11 protein-coding genes, 2 pseudogenes and 1 riboswitch are annotated in these 12,788 nt (G+C 69.8%); of the genes and pseudogenes, 12 read left to right on the top strand and 1 reads right to left on the bottom strand.

Annotated elements, in window-relative coordinates; genetic code table 11:
- Positions 1-127 precede the first annotated feature (127 nt).
- The 10 genes and pseudogenes from C1I97_RS41555 to C1I97_RS18420 form a co-directional block, all read left to right on the top strand.
- Positions 128-205: pseudogene (locus tag C1I97_RS41555) on the top strand (HAD family hydrolase); the annotation flags it as partial.
- A gap of 719 nt (positions 206-924) precedes the next feature.
- Positions 925-1,113: riboswitch (cobalamin riboswitch) on the top strand.
- Positions 1,114-1,154: 41 nt separating this feature from the next.
- Positions 1,155-1,590, top strand: a pseudogene (locus C1I97_RS41550) ((2Fe-2S) ferredoxin domain-containing protein).
- Between the two features lie 138 nt (positions 1,591-1,728).
- Positions 1,729-2,736, top strand: coding sequence for an ABC transporter substrate-binding protein (locus tag C1I97_RS18455; protein WP_111004312.1), 1,008 nt, complete (start codon positions 1,729-1,731; stop codon positions 2,734-2,736).
- Between the two features lie 5 nt (positions 2,737-2,741).
- Positions 2,742-3,848 carry a FecCD family ABC transporter permease gene (locus C1I97_RS18450; RefSeq protein ID WP_111004315.1) on the top strand — a complete coding sequence of 369 codons (1,107 nt, stop codon included), beginning with the start codon at positions 2,742-2,744 and terminating at the stop codon, positions 3,846-3,848.
- Positions 3,821-4,726: an ABC transporter ATP-binding protein gene (locus C1I97_RS18445; RefSeq protein ID WP_441349125.1), complete on the top strand. Its 906-nt coding sequence runs from the start codon at positions 3,821-3,823 to the stop codon at positions 4,724-4,726. Before C1I97_RS18450 ends, C1I97_RS18445 begins: the two co-directional genes overlap by 28 nt.
- Before the next feature lie 110 nt (positions 4,727-4,836).
- A complete protein-coding gene (locus tag C1I97_RS18440) occupies positions 4,837-5,559 on the top strand; it encodes a rhomboid family intramembrane serine protease (RefSeq protein WP_111004310.1) in 723 nt (240 codons plus the stop codon).
- 376 nt (positions 5,560-5,935) lie between these two features.
- Complete coding sequence (locus C1I97_RS18435) at positions 5,936-6,331, top strand: hypothetical protein (RefSeq protein ID WP_258382624.1); 396 nt, start codon at positions 5,936-5,938, stop codon at positions 6,329-6,331.
- Between the two features lie 308 nt (positions 6,332-6,639).
- Positions 6,640-6,882 carry a FeoA family protein gene (locus C1I97_RS18430; protein WP_220040838.1) on the top strand — a complete coding sequence of 81 codons (243 nt, stop codon included), beginning with the start codon at positions 6,640-6,642 and terminating at the stop codon, positions 6,880-6,882.
- The gene (feoB, locus tag C1I97_RS18425; protein ID WP_111004307.1) at positions 6,879-8,816 is read left to right on the top strand and encodes a ferrous iron transporter B; all 1,938 of its coding nucleotides are present in this window, start codon (positions 6,879-6,881) and stop codon (positions 8,814-8,816) included. The genes C1I97_RS18430 and feoB overlap by 4 nt, the downstream gene beginning before the upstream one ends.
- Positions 8,813-9,391 carry a NifU family protein gene (locus tag C1I97_RS18420; RefSeq protein ID WP_181446785.1) on the top strand — a complete coding sequence of 193 codons (579 nt, stop codon included), beginning with the start codon at positions 8,813-8,815 and terminating at the stop codon, positions 9,389-9,391. Before feoB ends, C1I97_RS18420 begins: the two co-directional genes overlap by 4 nt.
- Positions 9,392-9,948: 557 nt before the next feature.
- On the opposite strand, the gene C1I97_RS18410 is transcribed toward C1I97_RS18420, so the two are convergent.
- Entirely contained in the window at positions 9,949-10,170 is a 222-nt protein-coding gene (locus tag C1I97_RS18410) for a hypothetical protein (RefSeq protein ID WP_111004305.1), read from the bottom strand.
- Positions 10,171-10,403: 233 nt separating this feature from the next.
- On the opposite strand from C1I97_RS18410, the gene C1I97_RS18405 reads away from it, so the two are divergent.
- Both C1I97_RS18405 and C1I97_RS18400 read left to right on the top strand, forming a co-directional pair.
- On the top strand, positions 10,404-11,420 hold the full coding sequence (locus tag C1I97_RS18405) for a DNA-directed RNA polymerase subunit alpha (RefSeq protein ID WP_111004304.1): 1,017 nt from the start codon (positions 10,404-10,406) through the stop codon (positions 11,418-11,420).
- Positions 11,421-11,706: 286 nt separating this feature from the next.
- A complete protein-coding gene (locus tag C1I97_RS18400; RefSeq protein WP_111004303.1) occupies positions 11,707-12,252 on the top strand; it encodes an AAA family ATPase in 546 nt (181 codons plus the stop codon).
- The last annotated feature ends 536 nt before the right edge of the window (positions 12,253-12,788 follow it).

Raw genomic sequence — 12,788 nt, 5'->3', positions numbered from 1 at the left:
CTACTTCATGAGGCGGCTCGCGGAGAAGCCGGCGAACCTGCGCTTCTTCGTCCGCTCGATGGCCGGCAAGGGCTGAGTCCCCACCACACGCTCGACACACCGCTCAAGTCAAGGAGTTACGGAGCCCGAGGGAGCGGTGGACCTGCTCACCGGCTGGACGTCGGCCGGTCACAGCCAGTCGATCCTGAGCATGTACGGGCACGAGGCGCGCTGTGCAGCGCGATGGCCAGGTACGGGTGCGCCTGGTGGGACATGCCCTGCTGCTGGAGCTGCTGCTGGACCTGCTGGATCTGCTGGAGCTGCTCCTGCATGCGCTGCGCGATCTGCTGGCTAGCCTGCTGACACGCCTGCTGGATGGTCTGCTGGACGATCTGCGCGATCGGACCCTGCGGGGCGCCGATCTGCTGGCCGGGCTGCTGCAGGGGAGGGGGGCCGGTCATCACCGACATGGATGCTCCGTTCGATGCTGCGAGGGAAAGCCGACATAAGGAGCTATGTAGGCTCATCGGAAGAAATCCGACGGTTTGAAGCTAAGGTGACGACTCCTCGGCTGCAATCGGACCGGCAACTCCCGGGGAGGAATCCCCCGACCGGATCCGGTGACTGGCGAACCGTTGGCGGCGCAGGCAGGATGGGTCGGCGCTGATGGCGGACGGCGGCGCGTCCGGCGCGTCCGGCAGGCCTGCCCTGGTGGGCGAGGTGGACGAGTAGGGCGGCGATGGGGCCGTTCCCACCACGATCACTCGCCGAACCCTGTCTCCCGCAGGATCTCGTCCGCGCGGGCGGACGTGTCGGAGTGCCCGGACCGGCCCATGCCGACGAACGCGGGACGCGCCGGGCGGCCGGCGGGCCCTACCTGTTCTTCCTCCCTGTGTCTGACCTGGTCCCTGAGAGCGGAGGGTACGACGCGCTGGTGACGGCACTTTGCCCCGGATGCGATGATGTCGGGCGACAAGGCGACGGCGGAACGAGGAAGCCGGTGTGAATCCGGCGCGGTCCCGCCACTGTGATCGGCGAGCGAATCCCCAACTGGCCACTGCCCCAAGGTGGGTGGGAAGGCGGGACAAGCTTGGACCCGAGAGCCAGGAGACTCACGCGGTCGCCTCCTCGACGTCAACCGGGGCGGATTTCCCCGGAGAGGAGAGTGGTGCGGCATGCCTGGGAGGCCGGCCGGGAGGACAGCCGACGAAGCGGTGAGCGAGCCGGTCAAAGGGCCGGTCGATGCGGCGCCCTGCCGGATCGTCGTGTGCCGGGACTGCTGCTGCGGCAGTTCCAAGGTGACCGCCACCGACCACGCGGCACAGACCGCGCGTCTCGGTGAGGAAGCGCCCGTACGCGTCTCGACGTGCCTGGACGTGTGCGACCAGGCCAATGTGATCGTCGTTCAGCCGTCCGCCGCCGGGCGGGCCGCCGGTGCCCAGCCGGTGTGGCTCGGTGGTCAACGACCCGGCCGCGACCGAGGACGTCGCCGCCTGGATCCGGGCGGGCGGTCCCGGTGTCGCCCGACAGCCGGAAATCCTCGATCTGTACGTCTTTACCCCGCCACGACGGCGCACTTCGTCCGGGCCGTCGTCCCGCGGCGAGTTGTGACGCTCCGGCCGTTCCCGCCGCTGCGGTCGGGGGTCGGTGACGGTTCGTGCGACCCCGACACCCGGCCGCGGCACGTCTCGACGACCGTCCACCCTGTCCGGTGACCACTCCGGACACGCCGGTGAGAGGAACCACCCCATGACGACGGGCAGACGCCCACTGTCCCTGTTGCTGGCCACGGCCTCGGCCCTGCTGATCGCCGGCTGCGGCGGAAGCGCCCACCAGAACGCCGGCTCCGGCTCCGGCGCCGACACCGACGCCGGCGCGGCGGAAGGCTTCCCGGTCACCCTGTCCAACTGCGGGGTGACCACGACGTACCAGCGCCCACCGCGGCGCGCGGTGTCGCTGAACCAGCACGCGACCGAGGTGATGCTGGCGCTCGGGCTGGAGAAGTCGATGGTCGGCACGGCCTACCCCGACAACGGGATCCTTCCCGAGTACCAGGCCGCCTACAAGAAGATCGAGCTGCTGGCGAAGGAGTATCCGTCCTACGAGACGCTGCTGACGGCCGAGCCCGACTTCGTCTACGGCGGCTGGAGTTCCGCCTTCGACGAGAAGGAGGGCCGCTCCCGCGACGCTCTCACCCGGGCCGGGATCAACACCCGCCTCAACATCGAGGAGTGCCCCTCGGGGCCGGTGACGATGGCGACGATGGACCGGGAGGTCCACGAGGTCGCCAAGGTCTTCGGCGTTCCCGAGCAGGCCGAACGGCAGCTGAAGCGGCTGCACGCCACGCTGGACGAGGTCGGGGAGAAGCTCGACGGCGTCGAGCCGGTGAAGCTCTTCGTCTACGACAGCGGCGACAGGACCGCCTTCACCGCCGGGGGCGCGGGCATCGGCAACGACATGATCGAGCGGGCCGGCGGGGTGAACCTCTTCGCCGACGTCGACAAGGCGTTCGGTGACGTGTCGTTCGAGCAGGTGGCCGAGCGGGCGCCCGAGGCCGTCGTCATCTACGACTACGGCGACCAGAGCGTCGAGGAGAAGAAGAGGTTCCTGCTCGCCCACCCGGCGCTGAAGGACGTGCCCGCGATCAGGAGCAAGCGGTTCGCGGTGCTGCCGCTGTCGTCCACCGTGCTGGGCGTGCGGGTGCCGGCGGCCGTGGAGTCGCTGGCCCGCCAGCTCCACCCGGACCGCTTCCGGTGACCGACGTGACGGAGACGGCCGCCCCGGCCGAGACGGCCGGCGGCTCTCCAACAGGCTCCCCGGCCGGGGCTCCGAGAGCCGCCGACCGTCGCCGCAGGCTCCCCTACGCCCTGGTGCTGGCGGGACTCGGCGCCCTGGTGGCGGTGGCGGCGACGTTCGGGATCGCGGCCGGTTCGGTCGACATCCCGGCGGGGGAGGTGTGGGGCATCCTGCTCCACCAGGTCCACCCCGCCCTGGCCGAACCTACGTGGTCCCCGGTGCGCGAGACGATCGTCACCGACGTACGGCTGCCGAGGGTGGTGCTGTGCGCGGTGGTGGGCGCGGGACTGTCGGTGGCCGGGATGGCCCTGCAGGCGCTGGTGCGCAACCCGCTCGCCGATCCGATGCTGCTGGGGGTGTCGTCCGGGGCGAGCGTCGGCGCGGTGCTGGTCCTGGTCTTCCACATGACGCTGTTCGGCGCCCTCTCACTGCCGCTGGCGGCGTTCTGCGGCGCGTTGGCCGCCCTGGTCGCGGTGTACTTCCTGGCCCGTTCCGGCGGACGGATGACCACGCTGCGGCTGGTACTGGCGGGCGTGGCCACGGCCGAGGTGCTGTCGGCGGTGACCAGCTTCCTCGTGGTCACCTCCAATGATCCGCACAAGACGCAGTCGGCGCTGCGCTGGATGCTCGGCGGACTGGCCGGCACCACGTGGACGATGGTGTGGATCCCCGCCGGCGCGGTCCTGCTCGGCACGGCGGTCCTGCTCGGCGTGTGCCGTCCGCTGAACCTGCTGCTGGCCGGGGAGGAGACCGCGGCCGCCCTGGGCCTGGACGTCCACCGCTTCCGGGCCGCGCTGTTCACCCTGGTCGCGCTGGTGATCGGCACGATCGTCGCGGTCAGCGGCCAGATCGGCTTCGTCGGCCTGATCCTTCCGCACGTCGTACGGCTGCTGGTGGGCGCCGACCACCGCCGTGCGCTCCCGGCCGCCGCGCTGCTGGGCGCGGCCTTCCTGATCGCCGCCGATCTGGCCGCGCGCACGCTGATGAGCCCCGAGGAGATCCCCGTCGGCATCCTCACCGCCCTGACCGGCGGGCCGTTCTTCCTCTGGCTGATGCGAAGGAGGGCGCGATGACGGCCGGCCACCCTGAAACAGGACCCGGGACAAGAGAACCCGGAACAACAGGACCCGGGACAACAGAACCCGGAACCCTGGACATCGATGACGTCTCGGTGACCGTCGACGGCAGACCTCTGGTGAACCGGGTCTCCTTGACGGTGTCCCCCGGAGAAGTGGTCGGCCTCGTCGGCCCGAACGGCGCCGGCAAGTCCACCCTCCTACGCACCGTCTACCGCGCACTGCGCCCCACTTCGGGCAGGATCCTGCTGAACGGCGCGGACGTCTGGCGGATGCCCGGCAAGCGCCTGGCCCGGCACCTGGCGGCCGTCCTGCAGGAGCACGCCGGGGACTTCGAGCTCACCGTGTACGAGGTGGTGGCCATGGGCCGCACCCCGCACAAGCGCCCCTTCGCGGGCGACGACGCCGACGACCGCGCCGTCGTCACGGCCGCGCTGACGGAACTCGACGTCGCCGGCCTCGCCGACGTGCCCTTCGACCGGCTGTCGGGCGGGGAGAAGCAGCGCGTGCTGATCGCCCGCGCGCTCGCCCAGCGGGCGGGGACGATGGTGCTGGACGAACCGACCAACCACCTCGACCTGCGCCACCAGCTCGACGCGCTCCGCCTCGTCCGCCGGCTCGGCGTCACCGCCGTCGTCGCCCTGCACGACCTCAACCTCGCCGCGTCGTTCTGCGACCGGCTCTGCGTCCTGGAGACCGGCCGCGTGGTCGCCCACGGCACCCCGCGGGACGTCCTCACCCCTGCCCTGCTGGCCGAGGTCTACCGCGTAGAGGCGCACATCACCGCACACCCCCGCAGCGGCGCACCTCAGGTGACACTCCTCTCCGGCAACGACCGGCCCGGACGGAGCCGGGCGACCGCAGCACGGACGTGACAGTACCGGCCGGTCCGGCTCGGGTGCTCCTGCGGATGTCCCTGGCCGGGGCAGGTGCATAGAGTGCGCGGTGGCGTCGATACGGATCCGCAGGGGGAGGGGAACGGCACATGGGCAGGTCACGTCAGAACCGAGCCGTCGGGAGGCCGGTCGACCCGGAGCAGATGATCGCGGAGGCGCGGAAGGCGTTCTTCGTGATGTTCGGGTTCCTTGTGCTGGTCTGGCTGGCGCAGCTGGCCAACTACGCGAGCGACTACGTCCTTTCGCGGGACTACGGGGTGGTGTCCGGCGACCTCGGCGCGCTGCCCGGCATCCTCACCGCGCCTTTTCTGCACTGGAGTTGGGCGCACATCGAAAGCAACTCCGGCCCGCTGTTCGTCTTCGGGTTCCTTGCCGCCTACCGAGGCGTGGTCCGCTTCCTGGGGGTGAGTCTGCTCGTCGCGGTGACCAGCGGGCTCACGGTGTGGTTCCTGGAACGGGGTGGCGTGGAGACGGTGGGCGCCAGCGGCCTGGTCTTCGGCTACTTCGGCTACGTCGTGGTCCGCGGACTGTTCGACCGGCACCTGATCGACACGCTGATCGGTATCGTCATGGCGGCCTCCTTCGCCTACATGCTCACCGTCGCCGTGCCCGGGACGCCGGGGGTGAGCTGGCTCGGACACCTCGGAGGGCTGATCGGCGGTCTGGCCGGAGCCTGGCTCTTCCGGGACCGGCGGCGTTCACGGGCCGCCGGAACCACCCGCTCCGACGGCGACACCGAGGCCCCACAGGCACGCGCCGACACCCCGCGCGCGGACCTGCACAAGGAACTCGGCGACCTCGGCCTCCTCTAGCCCCCACCGGCCGCCCACCGGCGAGGACCAAAGGAACGGCGGCCACCCTGAGGGCGTTGCCCGGCCCGGTCCTGCCCTGCCCGTTGACGAAGCCGACCCGCTCGGAGAAAGGGACGGCCCAGGGCTGGCCCGGGAATGGCCCAGGGTCGGCTCAGGAATGGCCGCCCACCAGACTTGGCCCTGCCCAGTGAGTCATTCAACGCACCGGTCATCCAGCCCAGCCGCTCGATGGCCCCGTCGGGGACGGGGGGGTGAACTCCCTGCCAAGGCGTCGGCGTGTCGTTCCGCCGGCTCTGCGGCTGGCTCTGCGTGCGACGATCGCCTCGTGGTCATGTGCGAGTACTTCTCGGCCTCCGACGACGATGCCGCCGTCCGAGTGCTGGACCAGCCCGGCGGCCCCCACCGGTCCGCGTTCGATGTGGTCCCGCTCAAAGGGTTCGATCCGGTGGTGGTGATGGCCTGCCTGGAGGCGATCCTCACCGGGTGCACGGACGAAGAGGCCTCGGAGCGACCTCGCTCCGGACAGTTGCTGTCGTCTCCGGAAGCCGAGAGCGCGTTCGTCCTCAGTGTTTCCGACAGCCTGCAGGAGGCGCTGGCGTCGGCATCGCACACGTCCCTGACCGACGTCGCTGGGCGTTGGGCCGAAACCGATGAACTGCGGCAGTTCGGAGTCGCCCCCGAGACCGCGCTGGAAGCGCTGGTCCAGCTCGGCGGACTGGCCGACCGGGCGCGATCGGCGGGGCTCCGGCTGTTCTGCTGGTGGGCGCTCTGAGGCTCGAGGGCCGCTGCGCCAAGTGCGTCGACGGGCGGCAGGAGATCGCCGACCGCAAGATCGAAGAGTTGCTGCACGAGTATGAGTGATCACATGCGGCATCGGCTTGGGCTCCCGCAGATCCGCGGCCTTCCCCGGGATCCGGCAGTGGGACGGACCCGATATTGCTGTTATCGGGACAAAAGGTTAGCCTTCCCTTAGTTACTCAGGTGATTCCGTGGTTGAGGATGTCGATGGGCTCAGTGCAAGGGGATGCGCGCCGGAAGAGCGGTCCGTCCGTGCCGGTGGATTCCGCGCCGGTGGATTCCGTGCCGGCTGCACGGCTGGCCGACCTGCGACCCGGGATGAGCGGCCAGGTGATCGACATCGACGAGTCGGTCGAGCCGAGCACCGCGCGACGACTGTTCGACCTGGGGTTCGCCCCCGGCGCGGAGGTCACCGTGCTGCGGAGGGCGCCGCTCGGTGACCCTGTCGTCTTCCAGGTCGTGGAGTACGAGGTGGCACTGCGCAAAGCGCAGGCCGCTGGCATCCACGTACGGCGCATCGCGTGAGCGCGCACTGCGGCCCGGTGGCCCGGACAGTCACCGGCAAGACCCGTCTGGCTCTGGTCGGCAGCCCGAACTCGGGCAAGAGCACGCTCTTCAACGCCCTGACCGGTCTGCGGACCAAGACCGGCAACTACCCCGGAGTGACCGTCGCGCGCTATGAGGGGACAGCGCGTGTCGGCGAGCACGAAGTGGTCATCGAGGACCTGCCCGGCACCTACAGCCTCGACCCGATCAGCCCGGACGAGCAGGTCGTCGCCGATGCGCTCGACCCGGACAACCCGGGCATCGGCACACCTGACGGCATTCTCGTCACGATCGACGCGACGACGCTGCGTCGTTCCCTCGGGCTGCTCGCCCAGGTCATGCAGACCGGCCTGCCGATCTGCGTGGTGCTCACCTTCCGCGACGAGCTGGCCCGCCGCGGCGGCACCCTCGACGTCCCGGCCCTCCGCCGTGCGCTGGGCGTGCCGGTCGTCGCGGTGACCAGCGGGTCACGCAACGACCTGGCGCAGTTGCAGTCCATGCTGCTCGACCAGGCCGCCTGGGAGCGGCCGGTCGTCCCGCCGCCCACCGACCCCTCGCAGCGGCGGGCCTGGGTGGAGTCGCTGCTGCAGAGCGCGGACTACGAGGTGCCCGAGATCGATCGCCGCACGCGGCGCATCGACGCCGTGCTGCTGCACCCGCTGTGGGGCACGCTCATCTTCTTCGCGACCATGTTCGCGTTCTTCCAGATCATCTTCACCGTCGCGGCACCGCTGCAGGAGGCGGTGCAGAGCCTCTTCGACCGGCTCGGCACGCTGGTCACCGAGCACGTCTCGAACCCGTTGGTCTCCGGCTTCCTCGGCAACGCCCTGATCGGCGGCGTGGGCGGCGTACTGGTCTTCCTCCCGCAGATCGCCCTGCTGTTCCTCATGATCGCGCTGCTGGAGGGCAGCGGCTACCTCTCCCGCGCGGCATTCCTGATGGACCGGCTCATGGCCAAGGCCGGGCTGGAGGGCCGGGCGTTCGTCGCCCTGCTCTCCTCCCTCGCCTGCGCCATCCCGGGCATCATGGCCACCCGCTCCCTGCCGTCGGCCAAGGACCGCTTCGCGACCATGATGGGCGCGCCGCTGATGACCTGCTCGGCGCGCCTGACGGTCTATGTGCTGCTGACCGGCCTGCTGGTGAGCCCGGACACCAGGGTCGGTCCCTTCGGTGCCCAGGGCATCGTCATGTTCACCCTGTACCTCGTCGGTGCGCTCTCGGCCATGGCGACGGCCTGGGTCTTCAAACGGTTCAGCAGCCGGGGTGGGCCGGTGCTGCCGTTCTACATGGAGATGCCGTCCTACCGGCTGCCGCGGCTGCGGTCGGTGGCCGACGCCATCTGGAGCGCCTGCAAGGGCTTCCTGCACAAGGTCGGCCGGATCATCCTGCTCGTCACCGTCGTGCTGTGGCTGCTGCTCAGCCTGCCCATGCACAGTGACGCGCAACTGCGCTCCGCCGGAGTCGACCCGACCGACCGGACCGCGGTCTCGGCCTATGCGGTCGACCACAGCTACGCCGCCGACATCGGTCACGCCATCGAACCCGTCTTCGCACCCCTCGGCTTCGACTGGCGGATCAACGTCGGTGTGCTGGGATCGCTGTCCGCCCGCGAGGTGTTCGTCGCCACCCTCGGCCAGGTCGCCGCGGCCCAGAATCCCGAGCAGCCGGCCGAGGCCCTGACACACATGACCTACACCGACGGGCCGCACCAGGGGGAGAAGCTCTTCACCCCGGCCACGACGGCCGCCCTGCTGGTCTTCTTCCTCTACGCGCTGCAGTGCATGTCGACCATCGGGGTCATGCGCCGTGAGACCGGCTCGTGGAGATGGCCCGCGGTCGCCTTCGGCTACATGTTCGTACTGGCCTGGACCATGGCCTTCCTGACGCACACCCTCGTAGGACTGCTGGCATGACCGTCGTCCCCATGCACCCCGAGGCCACGGCCGACCCGCAGGCCGTCCGCTGGGTGATTCCCGCCGGCACGCTGCCGGTCGTCGGGGAGATCGCCGAGGCACCGGACGAACTCGGGAAAATGCTCCACTCCGAAGACGTCGTCTCCATCGAGGTGGAGACACAGGCCGTGGTGATCCGGCTCGCCGACGGCCAGAACTGGTCCGGCACCGGAGCGCGGGTGCGCGACGCGCTCAGCGCCGCACTGCGGCACCCTCAGCGGTGGCGGCCGGCCGACGTGGTCACCGAGGACGACATGCTGCGCGCCGCACTGCAGGACGTCCTGGACGGATCCGCCGGCGACTACATCCGCTCCCACGGCGGCGAGGTGACGATCGTCTCCGCCCGCGACCGGCGCGCGGAGGTGCGGATGGCGGGAACCTGCACGCACTGCCCGGCCGCCGGGTTCACCCTCCACTCCCGCCTCGAGTCGGAGCTGCGCGCCCGGTTCCCCGACCTGGTCGAGCTACGGGCCACGGAGGAGCCCGGCAAGGCGTCAAGGCGCACATGGCTCACCCTGCGCCGCCGCAGCGCGTGACCGCCGCATCCCACTGAGGGCAAGCACCGCTTCGGCCCTCCGGAAGGAGCGCGCAGCGGCACCCGCATCACCGACTCCCACCTGTCTTCGATCAACCGTGCGACGCCCCGCCGAGGACCGTCCAAGGGAAGGACGGTGACGGGCCAGCCGTAGCGATCACCTCGGCCGACAGGCTGCGCACGGCTGCCGCCGACAGTCACAGGCTCCCGTTTACCGGGGCCGACCTGGACGGATACTCCACCGCAGCGCCGGAGACGGCCCGCGGCCGACTGTCGAGACCACCGCACTCGTGGGAGCTAAGCCGCCTTGGGCCGCGCGGCACGCATGCCCGAGGCGGGCTCCTGTACCTCCTCGAGCAGGAAGGTCTCGTCTTCCCCGAAGTCCGGGGCCTGGAAGGGGTTCGTCGTCGGAGGCGGCGACGCTGCGGTGGCACAGCGGGGTTGCCCTTCCAGGGCGGAGAACAGCGACGTCAGATCGATGGGAGGTCTCCCTTTCGTTACAGGTCCCCGAAGGGGCCTGGCGTGCCGTGACCGGGCACAGCGGTCCTACCAGCGGTCCTACAGCTTGGTCATCTTGGCGTACGGGCTCAGGATCCGCATCTGCGCCGAGCCGAAATCCACGAGCACCGCGATTCCGTCCTCGACGCCGATCACCCGGCCGAGGCCGTACATGTCGTGTGTGACCTGGTCGCCCACGGCGAAGTGCTTGGGAGCCGGCGTGACCGGGGCCTTGAAGGGGCTGGTAGGCAAATGACGCTTCGGTGCAGCTGACTTTGTCATCGCCTCCAGTATGCACACACGAACTGCGCTGGTGGCAGGCTCTCGGGGCAGGAGCGGCTGATCATTGGACTCCACTCCAGCAAGAGCTGAGCCTGCCGGCCTGCCCACCGGTCGGCAGGCAGACAGACGGGAGGGGTCGGGCGGTTCTGCTTCATAGGCGGCCGAACCGCCCGTACTCTTCGTAGTGTCTACGGCGTCACATAGCGGGCGCCACACACTGGAGGCCATACCTCGTGCTGATTGCTCAGCGTCCGTCACTGACCGAAGAGGTCGTCGACGAGTTCCGCTCCCGGTTCGTGATCGAGCCGCTGGAGCCGGGCTTCGGCTACACCCTCGGCAACTCCCTGCGCCGTACGCTCCTCTCCTCGATCCCGGGTGCGGCGGTCACGTCCATCCGCATCGACGGCGTCCTGCACGAGTTCACCACCGTGCCGGGCGTCAAGGAGGACGTCACCGACCTGATCCTCAACATCAAGCAGCTGGTCGTCTCCTCCGAGCACGACGAGCCCGTGGTGATGTACCTGCGCAAGCAGGGCCCGGGTCTGGCCGCCGCCGCCGACATCGCGCCGCCGGCCGGTGTCGAGGTGCACAACCCCGACCTCGTCCTCGCCACGCTCAACGGCAAGGGCAAGCTGGAGATGGAGCTGACCGTCGAGCGCGGTCGCGGCTACGTCTCCGCCGTGCAGAACAAGCAGGTGGGCCAGGAGATCGGCCGTATCCCGGTCGACTCGATCTACTCGCCGGTGCTGAAGGTCACGTACAAGGTCGAGGCCACGCGTGTCGAGCAGCGCACCGACTTCGACAAGCTGATCGTCGACGTCGAGACCAAGCAGGCGATGCGTCCGCGGGACGCCGTGGCCTCCGCGGGCAAGACCCTGGTGGAGCTGTTCGGTCTCGCCCGCGAGCTGAACATCGACGCCGAGGGCATCGACATGGGCCCGTCCCCGACGGACGCCGCCCTGGCCGCCGACATGGCGCTGCCGATCGAGGAGCTCGAGCTCACCGTTCGGTCGTACAACTGCCTCAAGCGTGAGGGCGTCCACTCGGTGGGTGAGCTCCTGGCGCGTTCCGAGGCGGACCTGCTGGACATCCGCAACTTCGGTGCGAAGTCCATCGACGAGGTCAAGGCGAAGCTGGCGGGGATGGGGCTCGCCCTCAAGGACTCCCCGCCCGGATTCGACCCCACCGCCGCTGCCTTCGACGCGGACGACAACGCGAGCACGGGTTTCGTGGAGACCGAGCAGTACTGAACGCCGCGCCGGGTCGCGGGGAGCCAGGAAGCCGGAGGAGCCGGCGATGACCACCGGCCGACCGCACCCGGCTCCCCGCGGACCCGGTTCCCCGTGGGTCCCCGTCCGTTCTGGCACGAGAGCGACACGGCCACGGGACCGTGCCTCGGGCTCCCTCGACGCGAACCACGGGCGGTGCGGTCGCTGAAGGCTGCTCGTCCGACCACGATCGGCTCGTGGACAGCACGGTCAAGATCCGGCAGGATCGGCGGATGTCGAGGTGGGAACGGCCGGTGGTGGTCGCCGTATGCGGGTCCCGGGGGCCGGGAAGACCACCGTTGCCTGCGCGACGGCGCGCCGCCTCGGTGTGCCGTTCCTGACCCGGGACGAGATCAAGGCCGGTCTCGGGCTGTCCTCCGCTTCCGTCGCCAAGGACGGCGGTGTTCAGCTCGACCCGGACTTCCACATCGCCGGCGGTCCTTTGAGCCTCCGCGCCGAGGCCGTGATGGCCGACGCAGCCCGGCTGCTCGCCTCCTCAGGAGTGAGCTTCGTCGTGGAGTCCTCCGTGCTGTCGCACCAGCTGCTGGATGCGCTACTCGCGTGTGACGCGCGAGTGCTCGCTGTTCACGTCGTCGCCCGCGAACCGGTCATCGACGAGCGCCCCCGCGCCCGGGCGGCCGAAGGCGGGGCAGTCGACCGACAGCTCTCATCCCAGTTCCAGCGAGGCGAGATGAAGCGGTCGATCTTCGATCCGCCGGGTGGAGCCGATGCCGTCGTTGAAGTCGACACCTCAGATGAGGGTGATCCGGACATCGACCCCATCGAGGCAGCAGTCGTCGCCCTGATTCAGTGACCGAGCGTGACCTGCCGGATCTTCCGGATCGGCCGACCGGCGTCGACGAGACCGAGCACCTTGCGCCGGAATTCGGGCGGGTAACTGCGTGGCAATGGAGCCTCCTTGAGTATCTGGAGCATCATCTGCCCAGCAAGGTGACTCCACCAGACCCGGGGCACATCACCTGGGAGCCCCGGAGAGATCCGGAGCTCCCGCGTTGCTACCGCACGTCAGACGCTGCGAGTTTCAGGAAGTCTTCCAAGGCGTCTCGTGCTTGCGCGCCACGTGCACTCAGTTCTGTCCTGTCAGCTGCTTTGTGCATCGGGTGTGTCAATTTAACGGGTCTGGCCCGTAGTCGGTGGTGACGGCGGGTAGCCATCAGCGATCATGATCTTGTGATGGATGTCAACTCGCTTGTCGCCACGGTGTTTTCCGGGCTGTCGGGGGTGGTGATCGAGGGTGTTACGGACGGCGGGGACGCGGTCGTGGTCACGGCCCGTACCCGGGGTGTCGCGGTGCCGTGCCCGGTGTGCGGGACGCCGACGATGAAGGTG

Origin of the sequence: Streptomyces sp. NTH33 (assembly GCF_003236365.1) — a bacterium.
Taxonomy (GTDB): Bacteria; Actinomycetota; Actinomycetes; order Streptomycetales; family Streptomycetaceae; genus Streptomyces.
Note: the sequence above shows the minus strand (reverse complement) of the source record. Positions and strands in the feature narration are given on the sequence as shown.